Annotated in this window: 16 protein-coding genes; 8 read left to right on the plus strand and 8 right to left on the minus strand. The window is 70.4% G+C overall.

Annotated elements, in window-relative coordinates:
- Positions 1-128 precede the first annotated feature (128 nt).
- Positions 129-1,556 carry a vWA domain-containing protein gene (locus ACLM5J_RS08700; RefSeq protein WP_413655919.1) on the plus strand — a complete coding sequence of 476 codons (1,428 nt, stop codon included), beginning with the start codon at positions 129-131 and terminating at the stop codon, positions 1,554-1,556.
- 16 nt (positions 1,557-1,572) lie between these two features.
- Here the strand turns inward: ACLM5J_RS08700 and ACLM5J_RS08705 are convergent, their stop codons facing one another.
- The 3 genes from ACLM5J_RS08705 to ACLM5J_RS08715 are packed head-to-tail and all read right to left on the minus strand — an operon-like array spanning position 1,573 to position 4,203.
- The gene (locus tag ACLM5J_RS08705; RefSeq protein WP_413655921.1) at positions 1,573-2,844 is read right to left on the minus strand and encodes a hypothetical protein; all 1,272 of its coding nucleotides are present in this window, start codon (positions 2,842-2,844) and stop codon (positions 1,573-1,575) included.
- Entirely contained in the window at positions 2,841-3,764 is a 924-nt protein-coding gene (locus ACLM5J_RS08710; protein WP_413655923.1) for a hypothetical protein, read from the minus strand. The genes ACLM5J_RS08705 and ACLM5J_RS08710 overlap by 4 nt, the downstream gene beginning before the upstream one ends.
- A gap of 1 nt (position 3,765) precedes the next feature.
- Complete coding sequence (locus tag ACLM5J_RS08715) at positions 3,766-4,203, minus strand: hypothetical protein (protein WP_413655925.1); 438 nt, start codon at positions 4,201-4,203, stop codon at positions 3,766-3,768.
- A gap of 193 nt (positions 4,204-4,396) precedes the next feature.
- Between ACLM5J_RS08715 and ACLM5J_RS08720 the strand changes: the two genes are divergently transcribed.
- Together ACLM5J_RS08720 and ACLM5J_RS08725 are read left to right on the plus strand one after the other, a co-directional pair.
- Positions 4,397-4,972, plus strand: a complete 576-nt coding sequence (locus ACLM5J_RS08720; RefSeq protein ID WP_413655927.1) for a LysR substrate-binding domain-containing protein — start codon at positions 4,397-4,399, stop codon at positions 4,970-4,972.
- A 337-nt stretch (positions 4,973-5,309) separates the two neighbouring features.
- Positions 5,310-7,712, plus strand: coding sequence for a hypothetical protein (locus tag ACLM5J_RS08725; protein WP_413655929.1), 2,403 nt, complete (start codon positions 5,310-5,312; stop codon positions 7,710-7,712).
- A gap of 4 nt (positions 7,713-7,716) precedes the next feature.
- On the opposite strand, the gene ACLM5J_RS08730 is transcribed toward ACLM5J_RS08725, so the two are convergent.
- From ACLM5J_RS08730 to ACLM5J_RS08745, 4 genes are all read right to left on the minus strand, one after another.
- Complete coding sequence (locus tag ACLM5J_RS08730; protein ID WP_413655930.1) at positions 7,717-8,907, minus strand: pyridoxal phosphate-dependent aminotransferase; 1,191 nt, start codon at positions 8,905-8,907, stop codon at positions 7,717-7,719.
- Positions 8,908-8,995: 88 nt separating this feature from the next.
- The gene (locus ACLM5J_RS08735; RefSeq protein WP_413655932.1) at positions 8,996-10,447 is read right to left on the minus strand and encodes an FAD-binding protein; all 1,452 of its coding nucleotides are present in this window, start codon (positions 10,445-10,447) and stop codon (positions 8,996-8,998) included.
- An 88-nt stretch (positions 10,448-10,535) separates the two neighbouring features.
- Positions 10,536-11,051 (minus strand): LytR C-terminal domain-containing protein, encoded by a 516-nt coding sequence (locus ACLM5J_RS08740; protein ID WP_413655934.1) that lies wholly within the window; start codon positions 11,049-11,051, stop codon positions 10,536-10,538.
- Complete coding sequence (locus tag ACLM5J_RS08745) at positions 11,051-11,347, minus strand: type II toxin-antitoxin system VapB family antitoxin (protein WP_413655935.1); 297 nt, start codon at positions 11,345-11,347, stop codon at positions 11,051-11,053. The genes ACLM5J_RS08740 and ACLM5J_RS08745 overlap by 1 nt, the downstream gene beginning before the upstream one ends.
- Before the next feature lie 169 nt (positions 11,348-11,516).
- On the opposite strand from ACLM5J_RS08745, the gene ACLM5J_RS08750 reads away from it, so the two are divergent.
- From ACLM5J_RS08750 to ACLM5J_RS08765, 4 genes are read left to right on the plus strand one after another with little or no spacing between them, the layout of a single operon-like run.
- Positions 11,517-12,242: a hypothetical protein gene (locus ACLM5J_RS08750; RefSeq protein ID WP_413655937.1), complete on the plus strand. Its 726-nt coding sequence runs from the start codon at positions 11,517-11,519 to the stop codon at positions 12,240-12,242.
- 56 nt (positions 12,243-12,298) lie between these two features.
- On the plus strand, positions 12,299-14,374 hold the full coding sequence (locus ACLM5J_RS08755) for a sensor histidine kinase (protein WP_413655939.1): 2,076 nt from the start codon (positions 12,299-12,301) through the stop codon (positions 14,372-14,374).
- A complete protein-coding gene (locus ACLM5J_RS08760; protein ID WP_413655941.1) occupies positions 14,374-15,030 on the plus strand; it encodes a response regulator in 657 nt (218 codons plus the stop codon). Before ACLM5J_RS08755 ends, ACLM5J_RS08760 begins: the two co-directional genes overlap by 1 nt.
- A gap of 41 nt (positions 15,031-15,071) precedes the next feature.
- A complete protein-coding gene (locus tag ACLM5J_RS08765) occupies positions 15,072-16,694 on the plus strand; it encodes a helicase HerA-like domain-containing protein (RefSeq protein WP_413655943.1) in 1,623 nt (540 codons plus the stop codon).
- Positions 16,695-16,743: 49 nt separating this feature from the next.
- Here ACLM5J_RS08765 and eccCa read toward each other — a convergent pair whose 3' ends face one another.
- Complete coding sequence (gene eccCa, locus ACLM5J_RS08770) at positions 16,744-20,724, minus strand: type VII secretion protein EccCa (RefSeq protein WP_413655945.1); 3,981 nt, start codon at positions 20,722-20,724, stop codon at positions 16,744-16,746.
- 131 nt (positions 20,725-20,855) lie between these two features.
- Between eccCa and ACLM5J_RS08775 the strand changes: the two genes are divergently transcribed.
- Positions 20,856-22,214, plus strand: a complete 1,359-nt coding sequence (locus tag ACLM5J_RS08775) for an EsaB/YukD family protein (protein ID WP_413655946.1) — start codon at positions 20,856-20,858, stop codon at positions 22,212-22,214.
- Position 22,215: the final 1 nt, after the last annotated feature.

Below are 22,215 nucleotides of genomic sequence, written 5' to 3' on the forward strand. Positions count from 1 at the left end.
ATGCGCGGGATTTCTCCCGGTCCTGATCGGACAGCTCATGGTGAGAATCGGACATCCGTCCCGTCGCATGCGCGCTCCCCGCAGAGTTCGGCGTCCGGTGGTGACCGGGGTGGGGGAGACTGGGCCTCATGTCGCTGACCGCTCGCCATATCGACTTCATCGAGGCGCTCCGCCGTGCGGGCCTGCCGGTCTCGGTCGCCGAGGACATCGACGCCGCCCGGGCGGTGCAGGTGGTCGGGCTCGCCGACCGGGAGCGGCTCAGGGCGGTCTACGCCGCAACCATGGTGAAGCGCGCCGCCCACCGCCCCCAGTTCGACCTGCTCTTCGACCTCTGGTTCCCCGCCCTGCTCGGCGACGGCCGCACGGCGGACGGATTGACCGACCTCCTCAACCCCGCGGACGCAGATCAGCGTCCTTCCGCGGAACAGGCCGGGGTGCCGACCGACTCGGCCGAGGCGCTGGCCCAGATCCGCGACGAACTCGCCCAGGCCCTGCGTGAAGCGGCCAGCGGTGCCGACTCCGCCGGTGAAGGGATGCAGGAACTGGCGATCAGCGCGGTCGGTCGGTTCGGTGCGATGCCCGGGCGTTCGCCCGGGATGTCCTCATGGAGCGCCTACCAGGCGATGATGCGGATCCAGCCCGAGCGGCTCGTCGAACAGCTCATCGCCGGGCTGATCGCCGACGGCGACACCGAGCCGGTCGCCCGGCGCCGGGCGCAGCGGGTGCTGGAGCAGTTCAACCAGCTCGTCCAAGCCGACGCCCTCCGTCGGCTCGCCGCCGAGAAGGGCGCCCAGCACGTGGCGACCAACACTCTGCGTCCCACCATCGACCGGCTCGACTTCCTCAGCGCGCGCAAGTCCGACCTGGTCGAACTGCGTCGTGAGATCTACCCGCTGGCCCGTCGGCTGGCGACCCGGCTCACCCAGGAACACCACGCGATGCGTCGGGGGCCACTGGATTTCCGGCGCACCGTGCGCGCCTCGATCGCCACCGGCGGCGTCCCCCTGGTCACCCACCAGCGGCCCAAGCGTCCGCACCGTTCGGAACTCGTCGTCCTCTGCGACGTCAGCGGCTCGGTCGCGAACTTCGCCCAGTTCACCTTGCTTTTGGTCCATGCGCTGCGCGACCAGTTCACGAAGTTGCGGGCCTTCACCTTCGTCGACCATGTCACCGAGGTCACCGAGCACCTGGTCCCCGGTGGCGACCCGGTCGACGTGATGGAGAGCCTGGCAGCTTCGGCGAGTCAGGCGGCCCTGTGGGGGCGCACCAACTACCCGCGGGCGTTCAAGGTCTTCGAAGAACGGTTCGCGGACGCCGTCGGGCCGAGGACGTCGCTGCTGATCCTCGGTGACGCCCGCTCCAACTACGCCGACCTGCAGTTGGCGCAGTTCAAGGCGCTGACCAGTCGGGCGCGGCATACCTGGTGGCTGAATCCGGAGCACCCGCGCAACTGGGGCACCGGCGACTCGGCGGCACCGTCGTACGCCGAGATCGTGCCGATGGTCGAATGCCGCAACCTCACCCAGCTGGGTGAGTTCGTGCACGACATCCTGTGACCTGACGCCGCACCGATCAGCTCAGGTAGCCCAGCTCCCGGAGCCGCTGCACGCAGGCTCGTAGATCCGCATGGGTGCTGGTGTCGACCGCGCGACCTCCGGCCAGGTAGGCGTTGACGCCGCTCGCCACACCACCGTCGAAGACCACCGTCAGCCGGTTGCTGACCCCGGCGTTGAGCAGAGATCCCAACAGCGCAACGGGATCAGAGCGATCCTCCAGCGCGAGGACCGGCACCGACGGCGGCACCGCAGTGGCCTGCGCCGCGGGCGACCCGGCGGTGATCACCTGGTCGATCACCCAGGCGTCGCTGGGGCTCGCAGCCAAGGCAGTGGCGACGACACCCCCGTGGCCGGAGCCGGCGAGCAGCACCCGCGCGCCCGATGTCGAACCGATGGCCTGGCGTAGTGCTGCCTTGCTCTGCTCGACCCTGCTGGCGACGTCGCCGTCGGCGAGCACCACCCGATCAGTGGCGGAGCGGCTCGGCGTACCGGTCAGATAGGCGATGAACCGGCCTCCCGCCAGCGGCTGGACCCAGAGCCCGACCTCCAGTGCAGCCAACACCTCGACGACCTCTTCGATCGACGACGGCGGAGCGGGTGCGGCGCTCGGGGCGCTCGACTCGTCAGCCTCGACCGAGACCAGGCCACCGGCGACATCGCGCAGCGCCGAGGAGAAGTCGTCGGTGAACTCCGTGGCGCCGACAGCACGCAGGCCGCCGCGCGCGATCGCCGCACCGTGCTGGCCGCCGAGTGCTGAGCTGGTCAGCAGGGCCCGCAACTGCAGGCTCTCGACCAGGCCCCCGCCGCCGCTGACGAAGTGCTGCATCAGGTCGGGGTTGGCGTCGGCGAGTTCGTTCAGGTAGGCGGCCAGTGAGTCCCGGTCGAGGGCGTCGGTCTCGATCAGACCGGCGGCCACGATCGCGCCGCCGAGCTCGACCTCCGGGGCCAGGTAGCCGACCGCACGCGCCGCGATCGAGCCCAACGTCCGGTACGCGGCGTCCTGGAGTTCGTCGATCCAACGGTAGGTCCGCACCGTGGCCCGGACGATCAGGGCGTCGGCGTCGAACTCGGTGGAGCGGCTGAGCAGGCCGTGCTTGCCGGTGGTGGCGGCAAGGATGTCGTCCTCGGCCTGCTTGAAGCTGCGCGGTGCGAGCTCTGCGGAGTCGGCGACGTCCTCGTCGTTGAGCACCTGCGCGCCAAGGGCGGCGCGCGCACGCAGCTCGTCGGCGGTGGCGTCGAAGAGCTCGGCCAGCGCGGTGAACCGGGTGTACTTGTCTTCGGCGTTCATGCCGACACCTCCGCCAGGACCGGGGCGAGCAGGGCCGAGAGCTCCGGGGGCTGGACGGCACGCACCTGCACGCGGTTGAGGTCGCCGTCTCGGTAGGCGGTCAAGGCATGCCAACCGTCGAGGAGAAGGACCAACGAGACCACGCCGACGGTGGTGCCGCCGGCCTCGATGTCCGCGACCAGAGCGCGGAGTCGACCGCGGCTCTCGGAGCTGAGGGCGGTGATGATCGCCTGCGTCTCGGTGTCGTTGAGCTCGCTACCGGCGCCGTCGTGGGCGGCGCCCTGGTGGTGCGCGACGATCGCTGCGAGCAGGTCGGTCCGACCCGAACGGACCGCCTCGGAGCCAGCGTCGAGAAGCTCGAAGGGGAGGTCGGCCAGCGCCGGGACCTGGGAGCTGCTGGCACCGGCGTCGTTGGGCAGTGCTGCCGCCCGGGCGAGTTCGCCGGCCCACTGGACGGCGTCGAACCAAGCAAGCTCGAAGACCAGTCCGTCGCTGGTCGCCAAGGTGGCCACCGCGCCGTCGCGGAGCCGGTGCCAGGCGCGGGCCCGACAACCGTCGACGACGACGTCGAGGTCGACGGCGACCGCAGGCTTGGCGAGCAGGCCGAGGGCGCCGATTGCGCCCGGGTCGGTCGTTGCGCCGTCCACCAGACCGCGGCGGCTCAACGAGTCGAAGGCGTCGGGCAGTGCGTGGACAGCGGCCCGGAACCGGGCGTCGTCGCTGCTCTGCGCGGAGGCGCCGAGCCGGCCCTCCAGGGCGCTGGGGGCGGCGGCGTCACTGAGCTCGAACGGCAGTGGCGCGTTGCCGGCCCGTTCGGCGAGAAGCTGGAGTTCGGTGAGGGTCAGCGAGATCCTGCGCGGCAGGCCCTCCAGCATGCCGACCGGAGGCGGCGCCGGGGTGGTGAGGTCGATGGTCGGCATCTCAGAGTCCTGGGAGGGTCACGGTGAGCCAGTCCTTGTGGCCGCTGGCGGGAGGGACGAACTGGTCGAGCAGGCGGTCGGCGTCGGCGGCTTCGACCTGGACGCCGTCCGCCCCGGCGGGGAGCCGGGCGATCCGGTTGCGCGCATCGACGACCAGGGAGGAGGCGCTGCGTTCGGTGTCGGCGATCGACTCCTTGAGCCGCTCGACCTCGGCGGCGTGCTTGGTCAGCGAGTCGGCGGCGGTCTCGTGTTGTTCGGCGCCGTCCTTGAGCTGGGCGGCCCGGTCGGCGACCCGTCCGCGGAGGTCGGTGACGGCCCGGCCCTGCCAGCCGACGGCCTCCATCTGTCCGACCAACTGGTCGGCCAGGCTACGCAACTCCGTGGCCTGCTCGCGCAGTTGTGATGCGCGCTTACGCATCGCGGCCGTATCGCCGTACATGGATCACCTACCTCGCCTTAACGAGCCACGTTCCCCATCGCGGCCGAGTCCAAACCCGTGAACGCAAACTACTTGTTCGGGGTCGGCGGATCGACCACCAGGACCCTCGCCGGGACCGGACTCGGCGGGGTTGTCGGAAGGCCGCCGGGGGCGGGCGTCGGCGGAGACCGGACGGCGGGCATAGCCTGGGGGCATGACTTTCCGGTTGGGTTTCGTGACAGGTGCTACCCCCGACAAGTGGGCACGTGCCTGGCGAGACCGCCGTCCGGAACCGCTGGAGTTGGTCCCGCTCACCGAGGCCGACCAGGAGTCCGCCGTGCGCGAGGGTCTGGTGGACATGGCGATCGTCCGGTTGCCGGTGGACCGCACCGACCTGCACTGCATCCGGCTCTACGAAGAGCTGCCGGTCGTCGTTGCATCACGTGACCACTTCATTGCGGCTGCCGATGATGAGGTCGCCGTGACCGAGCTGAGCGGCGAGCAGTTGGTCCGCCCGCACGCCAGTGGCTGGACGCCCGAGGCCGACCAGCTCGACTGGCCGCCGATGACCGAGAAGGACGCCGTCGAGACGGTGGCGGCCGGGACCGGGGTGGCGTTGATGCCGATGTCGATCGCCCGGCTCTACCAGCGCAAGGACGTGGTGCAGCGGATCGTCAGCGATCTCGACCCCACCGAGGTGGGCCTGATCTGGTTGATCGACCGCGATGGCGAGGACACCCAGACCTTCGTCGGCATCACCCGGGGTCGGACGGCGCGCAGTTCCCGCTAGCTCCTCCTGATCGGATCGGGATCGGGCGGGTGCGAGGTTCGGGGTGCGTTCTGCCGCTGCGTGAGGGTCGCTGCCTTTAGTCTGATGTGTCCGGTTTGGTGCCGGCGAGGACTACGGGGGATTGATGGCCCAGAACTTCTGCGTCGAATGCGGTCAGCGACTGACCTCACCGTTCTGCACCGCGTGCGGTGCACGTGCCCTGGATGCGCCCCAAGCGCCTGCGGCACCTCCGCTCTCCGTGCCCCCGGCACCGACCGCGCCCCCGCTCCCCGTGCCCCCGGCACCGCCTGCACCGCCTGCGCCGCCTGCGCCCGCGGCGCAGAAGGACGAGACATCGGTGCGTCTGCCCCGGGTGCCTGACGACGTCGCGGAGGCATCGGCTCCCGTCTCCGGCCCGGCCCGCCCAGGCAAGCGCCGCCGAGTGCTGATCGGCTCAGCGCTTGCGGTCCTGGTCGCGGTGGGCGGCGCGGCGACAGGTCTGGCCCTCGTGATCGGCGACGACGAGAAGGACGGCACGAGGCCGGACGCACAGCTCGAACCGACCAGCTCGGTGCTCGGCGAACCGAGCAGGGAGTGGAGCGTCTCGGCGGCCGAACTGGTCGACCAGCCGGGCGCGGAGTTCACCGCAATGGTGCCCGTCGAGGGCGCCTCCTTCGAGCCGTTCTACCTCGAGAAGACGGTGCTGGCCGCCGTCAGCTACTGGGACGAGGTGACCGAGGAGTCGCAACGCTGGACCGTCGCCCTCGACTCGAAGACCGGAAAGCGGAGGTGGGTCCAAGAGGAGGAGGGCTACGCCTGCGCGCTGCTAACCGAACGCCGCATCGCCTGCTGGGAGAGCGATTGGGAGGCGAACCGGGCGACGGTCACGGTCCGCGACACCGGGACCGGCAAGGCAGTCGCGTCGGCGGAGTACGACGCGGTGGTCCAAGAGGTGGTCGGCGACGGCGACAAGGTCTACGTCGCGGGCACCACCTACGACTCCGTCACCGAGGTCACCGAGATCATCGTCAGCTCCGGCACCGTCGACGACCCGGACGGCGGCTGGAAGACCGTGATCGAGCACGACTCCAGTGACGACGAGGGTGGCGACGGCGGGATCGGCGTGCGGGTCGACGACGCTGGTGTTCACCTCGCCATGAGCGGGGGCGGGTACGTGCTGGACGCTGCGGACGGCGGCCACCGGACCGAAGAGCCGCAGGTCGCGGTGCGGACCAGCGAGGGCGAGGAGTTGGCGCTGGCGCACGACGATTCCTGGGAGACCTTCTGGTTCGCCGGGCACGAGGAGCTCCGGTTCACCGACTACCCCTGGTCGTACGGCGACGATCGGCCCGTCGTCCGCGGTGGCCTGGTCGGCGCCGGGAACACGCTCTACGACCTCGAAGCAGGGCGGGAGCTGCGCGACGTCGTCCCGAGCGACGACGTCAACGTGGACTGGCTCAGCGACCGGGTGCTGCGGGTCAGCGAATGGTCCCAGTACGACGAGTGGGGCAACGAGGACTACACCGAGAAGGTGCACTTCCAGGATGCGCGCACCGGCACCGTGCTGTGGCGCGACGCGGAGTCCCGCTCGGGTTACGCATCGACCGAGGACGCCTTTCTGAGCACCGGTGAAGGCAGCGACCTGTTCGAGGTCCGCAGCCTCAGCAACGGCAAGCTCGCCTGGCGCCGGGAGCTCGACCTCACCAACACCGTGGACGGCGAGACGTACCCGATCGTGGCCGATCTCGGCACCACCGCCGACGCGATCGTGGTGACCGCCGGCGAGACGATGTGGGGATTCAGCGGCTTCGGTGAACCCGACGAGGAGTTGCTCGCCCAGGGCAACGTCGCCGGTTCGGGCTCGACGGTCGAACCGTCCTCGGAGGAGTTGGAGCTCAGCGACGAGTACGTCACCAAGTGCGGTTCGGAACCGGAGTTCGTGCCGGTGACCGCCGAGAGCGCGGAGGGCGCCGTCGAGGTGACCTTCGACGTGGTGGCCAGCTGTCCGCAGGGCCAGTGGCTCAACTCTTCGCAGTACCGGATGTTGATCACCGGAACCCCCGAAGGCGCGGACGGCGAACAGACCTTGGCGCTGGGCGTCTTCGACTTCTCCGACGATCCGGTCTGGGTGCCCGACGCGGACCCGGGCGAAGGTTCCAGGGTCGCGGTCCGGTTCCCGGTGAGCCAGGTCTGGGCGACCCCGGCCGAGATCGGCAGTGCGATCTCCGGCGGCCAGATCCTGGTGGACTGCGACGACGACGGGGCGTCGGGCGAGGACTCCTACCTCCCGGTGACGCCGGAGTCCACCGACTCGGGCAGCGCGGACTCCGACGAGACCGACGTGGTGGTCGACGTCGATACCCGCGAGCAGAACAGCCTCGCCGCGCTGCAACGGTTGGCCGCCGAGGATCGGGAGCCGGTCGCCGAGAAGCTGGCCGACTCCTGGGTCCCGCAGCTCTCCTCGAAGCAGGACGGCACCCACGACCGACTCGACGCGCAGACCTACGACTACACCGGGATCTACGAGGAGCACCTACGGCTCCGCCTGGAGTACCCCGAGGTCCGGTTGGTGTGGAGCGGCGACTTCGCCGGATTCGAGCAGGACGACTACTGGGTGACCGTGGCCGGAGTGCCGTCGAGCAAGCCTGGGCCGGCGATCTCCTGGTGCAAGGAGTCCGGCCGCGAGCCGGCGCACTGTTACGCGAAGCTGCTCCGGGTCAGCGGCGACCACGAAGGTACGACGCGCTCCTGGAAGCGGTGAGGCACTAGGAGCCTGGCTGGGCGACGACGTCGGCCAGGCGTTCCAGTCCGCGGTTGATCTCCTCGGCCGAACCGGCGAAGGAGAACCGGACGTGGTGGCGGCCGTCGCGGGTGTCGAAGTCGACGCCCGGTGCGACCGCGACCCCGGTCCGGGCCAGCAGGTCGAGGGACCAGGCCATCGAGTCCTGGGTCAGGTGGGAGACGTCGGCGTAGGCGTAGAAGGCGCCGTCCGCCGGGGCCAACCTGTCGATGCCCAGCTTGGGGAGGCCGTCGAGCAGGAGGGCACGGTTCTCCGCGTACCGCGCGACGTGGCCGTCCAGTTCGCGGTAGGAATCGTCGCTGAACGCGGCGACCGCGGCGCGTTGGGCGATCACCGGCGGGCAGATCGTGAAGTTGCCGGTCAGCACGTCCACGGCACGGCGGAGTCGTTCGGGCACCAGCATCCAGCCGATCCGCCAGCCGGTCATCGAGAAGTACTTGGAGAACGAGCAGAAGACGATCGCCTCACGTGAGGTGGACCAGGCGGAGGCGCGGCTGTGGTCCGGGTCGTACTCGATGCCGTGGTAGATCTCGTCGCTGATCAGCTGCACGCCGTGTGCTTCGCACCAGGCGGCGAGGGCGGCCAGTTCGGCGGCGGCGAGCATGGTGCCGGTCGGGTTCGCCGGGCTGGCGATCACCAGGCCCTTGATCGGCCCGGTCCGCGCGACCAGCTCCTCGAGTTGGGCGACAGTCGGCTGGAAGCGGGTCTCGGGTCCGCAGTCGAGCTCGACGACCTCGCATCCCAACGCCTGCAGGACATTGCGGTAACAGGGGTAGCCGGGGCGGGCCATCGCGACCCGATCGCCGATCTCGAAGGCGGCCAGGAAGGCGAGCAGGAACCCGCCGCTGGAGCCGGTGGTGACCACGACGTCGTCCGCGGAGGCGTCGACTCCGTGCCACCGCTTGTGGTGCCCGGCGATCTGCTCGCGCAGTTCGGGCAGGCCGACCGCGACCGAGTAGCCGAGGGGGTCGCCCGAGTTGAGCAGCCGGATCGCTTCGTCGCGGACCGGCGTCGGGGCGCCGGTGCTGGGCTGGCCGGCCACCATGTTGACCAGATCGCCGTGGGTGCGTTGGCGTTCTTGCGCGGCGGCCAGCAGGTCCATGACGTAGAACGGCGGCACGGCGGCCCGGCTCGCAACGGTGAAACGGTCACTCATGGTGCCTAGTCTGCCTCCATCCCCGCGGACGTCCTACGTTGCGTGGGAGCGGGTCCTCGGACCGGATGACGTCCGCACGGGTGAGGAGTCAGGAGGCGGCGGCGTGGCGTCCCGCCCGGCGTCCGAAGAAGGAGCCCTCGCCGAGTTGGGTGCCGGTGGAGTAGCCCTTCGCGTCCTGGGCGATGTTGGAGGCACAGGCGCCGGCGGCGTAGAGGCCGGTGATCGCCGAGCCGTCGGCCCGCAGCACCCGCCCATCGACGTCGGTGGTCAGGCCGCCCATCGTGAAGCCGGCGTAGAGCGCCTTGCCGAGGGTGAGGTCGTAGGCACCCCACGGTCCGGTGTCCTGTGCCGCGAGCCAGGCGGGCTGCTTGTGGAAGTCGGGGTCCTCGCCGCGCGCCGCGTGCTCGTTGTACCGATCCAGGGTGGCCTGCAGGGAGCCGGTCGGCAGGCCGAGCCCGGTCTCCATCTCGGCAACGGTCTCCCAACCGTCGATGAACGGTGCCAGCGGGAACGCCGGGTGCTCGATGTGCTCGCTGTCGACGATCAGGTAGGCGGCGTGGTCGGGCTGCTCCATCACGAAGCCGGAGGTCCGCGAGTGGTAGGAGTCCTCGGCGACGAAGCGCTGCCCGAGCTTGTTGACCACCAGGCCCTTGACCAGGCTCTGCGGCGGATAGAAGGGGGCGGTGATGAACGCCTCCTCCATGAAGGCGGTCGCTCCGCCGACGGACTCGCCGAGCCGGATGCCGAGGCCGTCGTCGTAGGTGGAGCCGAGCACGAACGGCTTCTCGGCCAGGTTCGGCGTGTACTTGGCGACCATCTCGGAGTTCATCACGAAGCCGCCGGCCGCGATGATGACGGCGTTGCAGGCCACGAAGCCGACCTCGTCGAAACGCTTCCAGCGCAGGCCGATCACGGTCCCGTCGGCATCGGTGACCAGGGAGTTCCCGCCGGTCTCGTAGCGGACCTCCGCGGAGGTCTCGGCGAGTCGGTCGCGGAGCAGGTCCATCACCAGCTTGGTGCCTTCGGTGTCTCCCGGCACCGGGACCTTGTGGCCACGGGGTGCCGGGGTGGCCTGTTCCAGGAAGGGCCAGACCTTCTCGTTGCCGGTGTACATCAGCCCTTCGGTGCCGGGCTGGATGACGGCCTTCTTGTCGAGGTAGCTGCGCTCGAACGAGAAGCCGAGCGCCTCGAGCCAGGTGAAGTGCTCCACGCTCTCCTCGCAGTAGGCGCGGATCTTCTCGGCGTCCGGCTCACGGGAGACGGCGGTCAGGTAGGCGATCATCTCCTCGACCGAGTCCTCGTGGCCGGTGGCCTGTTGGACCGGGGTTCCGCCGCCCAGGTAGAAGGCGCCACCGCTCATCGTCGAGGTGCCACCGTGGACGGCGGCGCGCTCCAGCAGCAGGACCTTGGCCCCGCTACGGGCGGCTTCGAGCGCCGCGCAGCCGCCGGAGATCCCGAAACCGAGGACAACGACGTCGAACTGTTCGGCGTCGGCGGGCAGGGCGGAGGCGTCGACGACGTCGGGAAGCGCGGTGGTCATGCGCGCCAGATTAAGGCAGAACTAGAACAAGTTCTAGACCTTCGGTGAATCGGCGGCGAGGGATCGGCGTCCGGTGCGCGCGGGTGGCTTACAGCGGCGGGCTGCAGATGGTGGCGTCCTGGGTCACCTTGATCCGGGACGGCGCCTTCTTCGCGAGCTGCTGGAAGTCGCTGCCCAGCACCACCACCACGCCGACGCCGAGGACCGGCTTGCCGGTGTGGATCTGGTAGCCGGCGCCGAGCTGGCGCAGCACCAGCTTCGCAGCTGGGTTCTCCGAGCTGTCCGCCCAGACCTGACCTCGCTTGACGTCGGCGTTACGGGCGTTGCCGCTGTCACCGGCCGCGAAGCCACGCTTCACGAACTCCTGCATGGTGCGGCTCGCCAGACCCGAACGGCCACCGGCGTTGAAGACACTGACGGTGACCTCTTCGGTGGTGATCGTGCTCCCCGCGGAGACGGTGCGGTTGGTGCAGCTCGCCTCCGGCTCCTTGAGGATCCCCTCGCCGGGCAGGTCGGCGGTCACCGCACGGACGCCGAAGAAGAGGCCGAAGAGGCACAGCACGATCAGCACGGTCAGGGTGACCGTGGTCCGGCGATGGTCCATCAGCCCTCCAAGTCGTAAACGCGGGCGTGGAGGACGTGGCGCTGCTGCAACGCCGCACGGAGTGCGCGATGCAGTCCGTCCTCCAGGTACAACTCGCCGCGCCAGCGTACGACGTGGGCGAACAGATCGCCGTAGAAGGTCGACTCCTCGGCCAGCAGGGACGCCAGGTCGAGGGTGTCCTTGATGGTGACCAACTCGCCGAGACGGACCTGCATCGGCGCCACCTGGGCCCAGTCCTGCGAGGTCATCGCATGCTCGGGGTAGGGGCGGGAGCTGCCTACGCGCTTGAAGATCACGGTCTCGAGCTTAGTGTCGCGGCCCTGAACGAGGTCGGACCTCGCCGCGTTCGGCCGGTCGAGACGGCGTCGGACGGCGTCCCGGCGACTGTGCCGCGCTGTCCCTGGAAGACGGGACAAGTCGGCCCGCAGGCTGAGTCAGGTAACCGAACCGAACGAGGAGAACCTGATGAACGCCACCCCCACCATCGCCGCGGCGCCGCGGTCCGCGGCACCGACAGAGCCCGTCGCCCGACCGTCGCGTGGCTGGGCCTGGGCCGGCCTGATCGCCGGTCTCGCCGGCCTCGGCACCATGGTCGGATCCGGCATGGTCAACGCCGTCTACGACCCGGACCTGGACGGCGACACCGCGAAGATCGCCGACAAGCTCGCCGACCAGGTCCCGCAGATGATCGCCTTCCACACCTTCGGGATGGTCGCGGCCGTTGCGCTGATCGTCTTCGCGGCCGGCGCCTACCGGCGACTCGCCGCAACGGTCGGCGCGCACAGCCTGACGCCGCTCGTCGCCTTCAGCGGACTCTTCGGCACCGCGGTCGTGCTGGTCCTCGGTACCGGCCTCACCACCGAGTTCGTCTTCGCCAACGGCAAGGAGGAGATGGCCAGCGCCGAGAGCTCGGTCTTCTTCGCCCACTGGATCGGCACCATCCCGTGGTGCTGGGGTCTGGTCGGACTGAGCGGGATCGCCCTCTTCGCCGCCGCCCGCCAGGGTGCGGTGCCGCGCTGGTTGGGCCGGGTCGGCCTGATCGGCGGCGGTATCACCCTGCTGTTCGGGATCTCCCCGTTGCAGTACATGGCCGGCATGTTCGCGCCACTCGGGTTGATCGTGATCTCGCTGGGCTTCCTCTTCGGCGACAAGGCCTACCGCGCCGGCCGGGAAGCCACCGGGCACGCGTGAGGAATCTGCGGGCCGAACCGCTCTGCCGTACCGGAGAATCGCGGCACAATGGCGCCGTGTCGTCCTCCACTCGCTCCGTGCCCGGGAATCCGGTCGCGGAGCGAGGCGGTCCCGGCTGGCTCGTCGCCCTGTTGCCGCTGCTCTGCATCGCGTTGCTGCCGATCTCGATCTGGGTGGATCTGCAGGCCCCGGCAGGCGGACCGGGGGTCGAGATCACCGGCGGCGCCGGGTGGCCGTGGACGTTGAACGGTGCTGTGCTCGGTCTCCTCGCCGCGATCGTGCTGCGCCACGACCGGCATCAGATGTTCGGCTGGGCGCTTGCCGGATTCGGACTCTTCTGGGCGCTCGACGGCTTCGCGCAGAGCTACGTACGCAGCGGTCTCAGCGAGACCGAGGCCTGGCCGGCGATGACCTGGATGCTCTGGTTCCTGAACCGGTTCGGGGTCTACCTGACGGCGGTCACCGCGGTCCTGGTGATGATCTTCCCGACCGGGCGTTTCCTCAGCGGGGCCTGGGGTTGGGTCTCTCGGGCCACGGTGGCGATGCTGGTGCTCAGCGGCCTGGTCGTCCTGATCGCCCCGGCGGAGGGACGGCTCGGTGTCGACCGACTGCCGGACGGCGTCGACCTCGATCCGACGACGGTCCCGTGGCTCTCCGGGTTCGGGGAGCGGTTGGTCAGCGCCTCGGTCGCGGTCGGCGTGGTCGCGTTCCTGGTCTCGCTGCTCACCGTTGCGGTCCGGTACCACCGCTCGCGCGGCGTGGTCCGCGACCAGATGCGCTGGTTGCTGTGGAGTGTGGTGGTCATCCTCGGCGCGCTGGTGGTCGGACTGCTGGTCCCGTTGCCGGCCAGCGACCACCTCGGCGCGTTCCTGGCGACCGTGTTGCCACCGGCTGCGATGACGGTGGCGATCGTGCGCCCCAGTCTGGTGCCGATTGGCGACCTGTTGGCGCGCACCCTGGTTTTGGCGGCAGTGGTGGCGGTCCTGGTCGTGGCCGACGTCGCGGTGCTCTGGACACTGACCCAACTGTTGGGTGACGGCCTGAGCCGGGCGCAGGTGGCCGGCGTCGTGCTGGCGGTGGCGGTGCTGCTCTACTCGCCGGCACGGTCCTGGCTGGCGGCCCGGGTGCGCCGCCGGATGCTCGGTGAGCGCGGCCAGCGCTACGACACGCTCGCCGGACTCTCGGCCGTGTTGGAGGAGGCCGCGACGCCGCACGACCAGCTCGACGCAGCGGCGCGGGCGGTGGCGACGGCGTTCGGTGTCGGGTTCGTCAGTATCGAGGTGGAGTGGCCGGACGGCGACCCGGTGGTCGCGACCCACGGCGCTCGCCCGCAACTGGTCCGCGAGCTGCCGATCCGGTACCGCGCGCAAGAGGTCGGTCGGCTGATCCTGCCCGCCAAGGGGGTGCGGTCGCGGCTCGGGCCACGTGACGAACGGCTGCTCGGCGATCTGGTCCGACAGGCGGCAGCCGCCGTCCGGACCACCCAGTTGATGGCCGAGGTGCAGGCCAGCCGCGAGCAGTTGGTCGCGGCCCGCGAGGAGGAGCGTCGCCGGATCCGCCGCGACCTGCACGACGGCCTGGGTCCGGCACTCAGCGGCATCGTCTTCCAACTGGACGCCGCCCAGCTCCGGCTCCGTGCCGACGCCGCGCCAAGCGGTGAGATCGCCGATCAGCTCGGCACCGTCAGCGCCCAGATGCAGGAGGTGGTGGCCGACGTCCGCCGGCTGGTGCACGGCCTGCGCCCGCCGGCGCTGGACGACCGCGGGCTGTTGGGCGCCATCCGCCAACTCGGTGAAGGGCTGGAGCTGACCCTCGACCTGGCCGCCGACGACCTCGCCGGGCGGTTGCCGGCTGCCGTCGAGGTGGCCGTCTACCGGATCATCGCCGAGGCGCTGACCAACGTCGCCCGGCACGCGGGGACCACCCGCGCGGAGGTGTCGGCCGTGATCACCGACGGTGTCCTGCGCCTCACCGTTGTGGACCGGGGCCGCGGCCTGGCCGGCGCCGCGGCGGGTGTCGGCATGTCGTCGATCCGGGAGCGTGCCGACGAGTTGGGTGGGGTCGCCACCGTGCGCTCGGGTGTCGACGGTGGTACCGAAGTGGAGGCCCGAATCCCGGTGAGGAGCGAGTGATGGAGTCGATCACGGTAGTGGTTGTCGACGACCACCAGATCGTCCGCGACGGCTTGGTGGCGCTGCTCGGCGCGATCGACGGCGTCGAGGTGGTCGGTACCGCAGCCGACGGCCGGGACGCGGTGCATGTGGTCGCCGAGACCGCGCCGGACGTGGTGGTGATGGACGTGTCGATGCCGAACCTGGACGGGATCGAGGCGACCCGCTTCCTGCTCGGACGCCGTCCGGAACTCCGGGTGCTGATGCTCACCATGAACGAGGACGACGAGACGGTGCTCGCCGCGATCCGGGCGGGTGCCTGCGGCTACCTGCTCAAGGGCGCCGGCGCGGCAGAGGTGCACCACGCGATCCGGACCGCGGCCGCCGGCGGGATGGTCTTCGGTGCCTCGATGGCCGGGCGGATCGCGGCCCTGTTGGCGCGCGGGACTGCGGCACCCGCCGCACCGGCGTTCCCTCAACTGAGCGAGCGGGAGCACTCGGTCCTGGCGCTGATCGCGTCCGGGCGCAGCAACGGCGAGATCGCCGGCGAGCTGCACCTGTCTGAGAAGACGGTCCGCAACGCCGTCTCCGCGATCTACGCGAAGCTGGAGGTCGGTGGACGCCCGGAGGCGATCGTCCTCGCGCGCGATGCCGGCCTGGGCAGTACCGATCGCTGAGGTGCTGACCGCACGCCGGAATGCGGCATAGGGTGCGGGACATGAGCGAGAGTCCCGAGACGCCGGCCACGAGTGAGAACCCGATCGTCGCCCAGGTCGCCGCCGGTTATGCCTTCGAGGGCAGGGCGTTGGAGCTCGGCGGACTGATGCTGGACGCCGACACCTTGGTGCCGACGCCGGTCCGGATCCCCCTCGGCATGCTCAACCGGCACGGGCTGGTCGCGGGGGCGACCGGAACCGGGAAGACCAAGACCCTGCAGTTGCTCGCCGAGCAGTTGAGCACGCTCGGGGTGCCGGTCTTCGCCGCTGACATCAAGGGCGACCTCTCCGGCGTCAGCGTCCCCGGCGAAGGTGGCGAGAAGATCACCGCCCGCGCGGCCGGCGTCGGTCAGGCGTGGCAGGCCAAGCAGTTCCCGGTCGAGTTCTTCGCCCTCGGCGGAGAAGGGATCGGCATTCCGCTGCGGGTCACCATGAGCTCGTTCGGGCCGGTCCTGCTGGCGAAGGTGCTGGGGCTCAACGCCACCCAGGAGTCGTCGCTCGGGCTGGTCTTCCACTACGCCGACAAGGCGGGCCTGCCGCTGCTCGACCTGGCCGACCTGCGCGCCGTCGTCCAATACCTGACCAGTGCCGAGGGCAAGGCCGATCTCAAGGAGCTGGGCGGCTTGTCGTCGGCGACCGCCGGGGTGATCCTGCGCGAGCTGATCAACTTCTCCGACCAGGGCGCGGACGCCTTCTTCGGCGAGCCGGAGTTCGACTCCGCGGAGTTCCTCAAGACGGCCCCTGACGGGCGCGGGGTGATCTCCCTGGTCGAGTTGCCGAACCTGCAGGACCGGCCGGCGGTCTTCTCCACCTTCCTGATGTGGTTGCTCGCGGATCTCTTCAACGACCTCCCGGAGGTCGGCGACCTGGACCAGCCCAAGCTGGTCTTCTTCTTCGACGAGGCACACCTGCTCTTCAAGGACGCCTCCAAGGACTTCCTCGCCCAGATCACCCAGACGGTCCGGCTGATCCGGTCCAAGGGTGTCGGCGTCTTCTTCGTCACCCAGAGCCCGACCGATGTCCCCGACGACGTCCTGGCGCAGCTCGGCTCCCGGGTCCAGCACCAGTTGCGGGCGCATACGCCGAACGATGCGAAGGCGCTCAAGCAGACCGTCAACACCTACCCGCACTCCGGTTACGCCGACCTCGGTGCGGTGATCACCTCGCTCGGGATCGGCGAGGCGGTCGTGACCGTGATGAACGAGCGTGGCGCGCCCACCCCGGTCGCCTGGACCCGGCTCCGGGCCCCGGAATCGCTGATGGGTGCGGCCGAAGCGGCCACGATGGAGGCCGCCGTCAAGGCCTCGCCGTTGTACGCGACCTATGCGACCAGCATCGATCGCGAGTCTGCGCGCGAGATTCTGGCGCAGAAGCTGGAGGCCGGGGCCGACAAGGCGGCCGCGGAGGCTGCGGGTGGAACGGGCACCGCGCCCACCGACGGGTTGGAGCCGCACCAGCGTGAAGCCGAGAAGCTCGCCAAGCGCAAGCCTGCGGGCAAGGCGCCGAAGCCGGAGAAGTCGGTGGTCGACCAGGTCGTGCAGTCGGGTGCCTTCAAGGACTTCATGCGCACTGCCGCGCGCGAGATCGCGCGCGGCATGTTCGGCACCGGTCGCCGTCGCCGCTAGCTCAATGTGACCTGACGGCGGCGAAATCGGCCTGGCGACCGCGCTCAGGTCACATTGAGCTGGGGTCGGTCCAGGCGAGCTGGACCACCTCGACGCCGCGGTCGCGGGAGATCAACCGACCGCGGCCGGGCGGCGAGAGCACCGGCCGGACGTTGCCGAGCAGAGCGCCCTCGTCCGGGCTGCCCGAGAGCATGATCCCGGGCATGGCCAGATCGCGGAGCGTCTGCAGGACCGGGTCGTACATGCCCCGAGCCGCGCCACCCATCCGCCGGGTGACGACGAGGTGGAAACCGACGTCGCGGGCCTGGGCCAGCAACGGCACCAACGGGTGCACCGGGGAACCGGCCTGGGTCGCGACCAGGTCGTAGTCGTCGATCAGGACCCACGCCTCGGCGCCCGTCCACCAGGTCCGGCTACGGAGCTGTTCCGGAGTGACGTCCGGGCCGGGGAGCCGGTTGGTGAGGTAGCCGGCCAGATCCTTCAGCGCAGGTGTCGCCTGGGTCGCGCTGGTCAGGTAGTCGAGTTGGAACTCGGCCGGGATCTCGCCGAGCAGCGAGCGGCGGTAGTCGACGGCGATGATCTGTGCCGTCTCCGGGGTGCGGGTCCGGACGATCTCGGCGACCAGCGCGCGTAGCATCGCGCTCTTGCCGGAGCGGCCGTCGCCGAGCACCAGCAGGTGCGGCTCCGCCTCGGCGTCCAGCCCGACCGGGGCCAGCTCCTTCTCGTTGATCCCGAGCAGGAGGCGCGAGCTGGGCGGCGCAGCCTCCCGGATCGACTCCAACTGGACCTTCCCGGGCAGCAGCCGGACCTTCGGGCCGCTCGGACCCCGCCACGCGGTGGCCGTCCGGGCAACCAGGTCGGCGACGCCGTCGCCGAGGGAGTCGCTACGCATCTCGCCGTCGATCCGGGGCAGGGCGCCGAGGAAGTGGAGCTTGCCCGGGACCAAGCCACGGCCGGGGCGACCGGTCGGCACCAGTTGGGCCACCTTGCGGTCGACCTCGGAGTCGAGCGGGTCGCCGAGGCGCAGCTCGAGCCGGGTGCCGAAGAGGTCCCGGAGCGCAGCGCGGAAGTCGGCCCACCGCGACGCCGCCACGATCAGATGGACGCCGAAGGTCAACCCACGCTGGGCGAGGTTCTGCAGTTCGACCTCGATGTCGTCGAAGTCGGCGCGCAACGTGCTCCAGCCGTCGACCACCAAGAAGACGTCGCCGAAACCGTCGTCGGCCTGGCCGTCGGCGCGGCGGCTCCGGTAGGTCTCGATGGAGTCGATGCCTTGGGTGCGGAAGTACTTCTCCCGTCGGTCCACCACACCCTTGACCTCAGCCACGATCCGGCGCACCACGTCGGGTTCGGACCGGGAGGCGACACCGGCCAGGTGGGGGAGGCCGTTCAGTCCGGCGAAGGTGCCGCCGCCGAAGTCGAGGACGAAGAACTGGCTCTCCAACGGAGTGGTGGTGAGGGCCAGGCTGGTGACCATGGTCCGCAGCAGGGTGCTCTTACCGGTCCGTGGGCCACCGACCACCGCGGCATGTCCGGCGGCACCGGTCAGCGAGACGGTGAGGGTGTCGCGGCGCTGTTCGCGTGGCCGGTCGACGATGCCGACCGGCACGGTCAGCGCGCCGAGCGCGCGCCAGCTCGGCGAGACCAGCCCGAGCTGCGGGTGCTCGACCAGGTCGGGCATCAGCGCGTCGAGGGTGTCGGGAACGTCGAGCGGCGGGAGCCATACCTGGTGGGCGCTCTCACCGTCGCCGAGCATCCGGGAGACCGCGACGTCGAGGAGTGAGTCCTGCTCGCCCTGCGGCGCGCTCGCCACCACGGGGAGGTCGTCGTCCGGCACCTCGAGCGAGGTCACCTCGGCGATCGTGAACGGGAGGATGCCGCGGAGGTTGCCGCCCTCGTCACGACGCACCGGCCGCCGCCCGGACGGCGGCCCGGAGACGTATGCGGCCTTGAACCGGAGCAGAGTGGACTGATCGGGCTTGAGGTAGCCCAGGCCGGGAACGGCGGGGAGCTCGTAGGCGTCCGGCACGCCGAGCACGGTGCGCGATTCGACGGCGGAGAAGGTCCGCAGACCGATCCGGTAGGAGAGGTGCGACTCCAGACCGCGGAGCCGGCCTTCCTCGAGCCGCTGGCTGGCCAGCAGCAGATGCAGGCCGAGGGAGCGGCCGAGGCGACCGATGGCGACGAAGAGGTCGATGAACTCCGGCTTGGCGGAGAGCATCTCGGAGAACTCGTCGACGACGATGAAGAGCGACGGCATCGGTGCGAGGTCCTCGCCCGCAGCGCGCGCCTTCTCGTAGTCACGGATCGAGGCGTAGTTGCCGGCGGCGCGGAGCAGTTCCTGGCGGCGCACCATCTCGCCGGAGAGCGCATCCTGCATCCGGTCGACCAGGGTGAGCTCTTCAGCGAGGTTGGTGATCACCGCGGAGACGTGTGGCATCTCGGACATGCCCGCGAAGGTGGCACCACCCTTGAAGTCGACCAGCACCATGTTGAGCTGGGAGGGCGAGTGGGTCATCGCCAGACCGAGCACCAGGGTGCGCAGGAACTCGGACTTGCCGGAGCCGGTCGCGCCGATCACCAGACCGTGCGGCCCCATGCCCTGCTGGGCGGACTCCTTGATGTCGAGGTGGATCGGGGTGCCGTTGTCGCTGACCCCGATCGGTACCCGGAGCCGGTCGCGCGAGGGACGCGATCGCCAGGCGCTGTCGGTCTCGAAGGTGTGCACGTCGCCGAGGCCGAGCAGATCCATGAAGTCGGTCGGCCCGGTGGCCTCGCCGGCCTCGGTGCCGAGCCCGACCGTGTTCAGCGGGGCCAGCCGACGGGCGAACGCCTCAGCGGTGGCGAGGTCCATCTGGTCGGCGAGGCCGCGCATCGGTTCGGCACGCAGTCGCAGCGCGGTTACCGGGGCCTTGCCGTTCTCGGGAGCGGCCGCCTCGAACTGCATCCGCAGCCGGGACGGGTCGTCCAGCTCGTCCCACTGCTCGGGGAGATCGAGCAGGGTCACGCCGTGCAGGCCGTCGGGCGGGATCACGTGGTTGCCCGGCGGCAGGTCGACGCCGTCGACGACCAGCAGGATGTGCGGCGTCGCGCCGGCCTCGTCGGCACCGAACCGGGGCCGTTCGCTGAGGTCGGGAGGCAACATCGCGCCGAGGTCGTCGAGCGAGGTGGTGACCATCCGGCGGGGGCCTACCGCGTCGCCCTGGTGGCTGCTGAGGCTGTGCGGCAGCCACTTCAACCAGTCCCATTCGGGCAGGTGGCGGGGGTGGCAGAGCACCGCGATGAGCAGGTTCTCCGGGTTGTGGAACGCCGCCGCGGAGCAGAGCAGGGCACGTGCGGAGGCGCGGCTGTTCTCCTCCGGGCCGGTCAGCTCGACCCGGTCGAAGGCGCGCAGGTCGATCGAGGCGGGCAGGTTCGGCTGGACCCGGTGCACGACCAGGAGTCGGTGCAGCGCACTCGCCGCGGTCGGGTCGACCTGCTCCACCGGTGCGCTCTCGGGCGGGACCAGCTCCAGGGAGAGGGGTTGGACCGACAGGCCGTAGCGGACATGGAGGAACTGCGGATCGTTCGAGCCGTTCTCCCAGAGCCGGGTGCGGTCCTCGGCGAGCGCGGGCAGGGCGGCGGGGTCGGGGTGGTGCCAGGTGAGGGCGGCCCGCTGCTGGTCGGCGGCGTCGCGGGCCACCTTGCGGATCGTGGCCAGATAGCGCAGGTACTCGGTGCGCGACCCGACGACCTGCTGCTGGCGCTGCTTGCGCTGCCGGTCGATCTGGACGCCGATGAAACCGAGGGTGGCGAAGAGGAACATGCCGCCGGTGATCAGCAAGCGCGAGGACGACGGGGCACCCGAACCGCCGGTGCTCATCGTGGCGACCAACAGGATCGAACCCACACTGCCCAGCATCGGGATCGCCATCATCATGGCTTGGCCGACGCCCTCGTGCTGTTGCAGCTCAGGGGGTGGCTGCAGCTTGATCTGACCGGAGGGCATTTCCGGTGGATCGAGGCGGGTGCCGCTACGCAGTGTGGTCACTGGTCACCTTCGTCGAGGAGTCCGAGACGCCGGGGTCGACAGCCCGGCGACGACGATCCTACGAGAACGCGTCGACACAACCTTGCCTTCGGCGTACTACGCTGCCCGCAGAACTCACGAGGGGGTGCGTCGTGTCAGGCGTTGCCAGCACCGACACGGTCTCGGTCACCGTGTATGGCCCGGTCGGGTCGCTCGACCTTGCTGTGCCCGCAGGGGCGGCCGCCGCCGATGTGCTGCGCGAATACGCCAACCAGACCGGTCACCGGGCACCTCTCCAGCTGAGCACGACGCGCGGCCGGCAGTTGCCGCACGACCGTTCGCTGGCCGCTGCCGGTGTCGAGGCCGGCGCGTTGTTGGTGGCGCTCGGCCTTGCCACGCCCACGCGGCGAGCGGCGCCGACCGAGCAGGTCCGCCTCGACGACGATCGCCCGACCACTTCTCCGGTCCACCTGTTCGTCGCCATCGCCGCCGGCCTGATCGGCGTCCTGGCTGCCGTCCTGGTCGCCGGCTCGGAGTCGACCGAGCAACGGATCACCGTCGTGGTGTTGAGCGCTGCCGCCCTCTTGGGGGTGGTGCCGGTCGGACAGCACCAGGCGCAACGCGCGGCCGGGGCCCCGCTCTTCGCTGCGGCCGGCACCTTCGCGCTGGTCTACGAGCCAGGTGCGGTGCACCTTCCGGTCACGGTCGGCGTCAGCGCCCTGGTGGCCGCGGTGGCGGCAGGTGTGGCGCGGGCCCTGGACACCGGACGGCGCGAGGTCGCCGAGGTCTGGATGGCGGCGGGTCTGGTCTGTTTCGCGTTGACGGCCTTCACCACGTTGACCGGCGCGAGCGCCGCCGCGCACTGGGCGATCCTGTTGCTGGCCACGCTGTTGGCCTGCCGGTTCGTGCCGATGCTGGCCGTCGACGTTCCGGATCAACTGCTCGTCGACCTGGAACGGTTGGCGATCACCGCCTGGTCGGCGCGTGACGTGCGGCCGCAGAAGCGGCGCCGCACCGTGGTTGCGCCACGGATGGTCGAGGACCTGTTGGCGACCGGTGCGATCGTCGTCAACACAGCCGGGCTGTTGATCGCCGCCGTCGCAGGGATCGCCGCTCCCGCGCTGTTGGCCACGGCCACTCTCGGTGTCGACGACATCGGCGCCGCGGCACTGGTCTTCTTCGTCGGTGGCGGTCTCCTCCTCGCTGCTCGCAACCTGCGCCACGCGATGGCGCGCGCGGCCCTGCGCTGGGCAGGGATCTACTGCTGGGCGGTGCTCTCGTGGCACCTGATCACCGACGCCTCGGTCCAGGCACGCTGGTGGGGGATCGGCGCTGCCACGGTGATCGGCCTGGCGCTCGTCGCTGCGGCGATCGCGACCGGCCGGGGATGGCGTTCGGTGCGGTGGGCGCGGCGTGCGGAGATCGGTGAGGTGCTCTGTGGAGCCTTCGCGATCGGCGCGTTGATGGTGGCCAGCGGGGCGTTCCGGGTGCTCTGGGAGATGCAGACCTGAG

Origin of the sequence: Nocardioides sp. Bht2, from assembly GCF_047308515.1 — a bacterium.
Classification (GTDB): domain Bacteria; phylum Actinomycetota; class Actinomycetes; order Propionibacteriales; family Nocardioidaceae; genus Nocardioides.

Bases quoted from the DNA above. Each gene is read 5' to 3' on its own strand.
- ACLM5J_RS08700 (WP_413655919.1), top strand. From the start codon at position 129: ATGTCGCTGACCGCTCGCCATATCGACTTCATCGAGGCGCTCCGCCGT.
- ACLM5J_RS08750 (WP_413655937.1), top strand. From the start codon at position 11,517: ATGAACGCCACCCCCACCATCGCCGCGGCGCCGCGGTCCGCGGCACCG.
- ACLM5J_RS08705 (WP_413655921.1), bottom strand. From the start codon at position 2,844: ATGAACGCCGAAGACAAGTACACCCGGTTCACCGCGCTGGCCGAGCTC.
- ACLM5J_RS08740 (WP_413655934.1), bottom strand. From the start codon at position 11,051: ATGGACCATCGCCGGACCACGGTCACCCTGACCGTGCTGATCGTGCTG.
- ACLM5J_RS08735 (WP_413655932.1), bottom strand. From the start codon at position 10,447: ATGACCACCGCGCTTCCCGACGTCGTCGACGCCTCCGCCCTGCCCGCC.
- ACLM5J_RS08715 (WP_413655925.1), bottom strand. From the start codon at position 4,203: ATGTACGGCGATACGGCCGCGATGCGTAAGCGCGCATCACAACTGCGC.
- ACLM5J_RS08720 (WP_413655927.1), top strand. From the start codon at position 4,397: ATGACTTTCCGGTTGGGTTTCGTGACAGGTGCTACCCCCGACAAGTGG.
- ACLM5J_RS08710 (WP_413655923.1), bottom strand. From the start codon at position 3,764: ATGCCGACCATCGACCTCACCACCCCGGCGCCGCCTCCGGTCGGCATG.
- ACLM5J_RS08760 (WP_413655941.1), top strand. From the start codon at position 14,374: ATGGAGTCGATCACGGTAGTGGTTGTCGACGACCACCAGATCGTCCGC.
- ACLM5J_RS08730 (WP_413655930.1), bottom strand. From the start codon at position 8,907: ATGAGTGACCGTTTCACCGTTGCGAGCCGGGCCGCCGTGCCGCCGTTC.
- ACLM5J_RS08765 (WP_413655943.1), top strand. From the start codon at position 15,072: ATGAGCGAGAGTCCCGAGACGCCGGCCACGAGTGAGAACCCGATCGTC.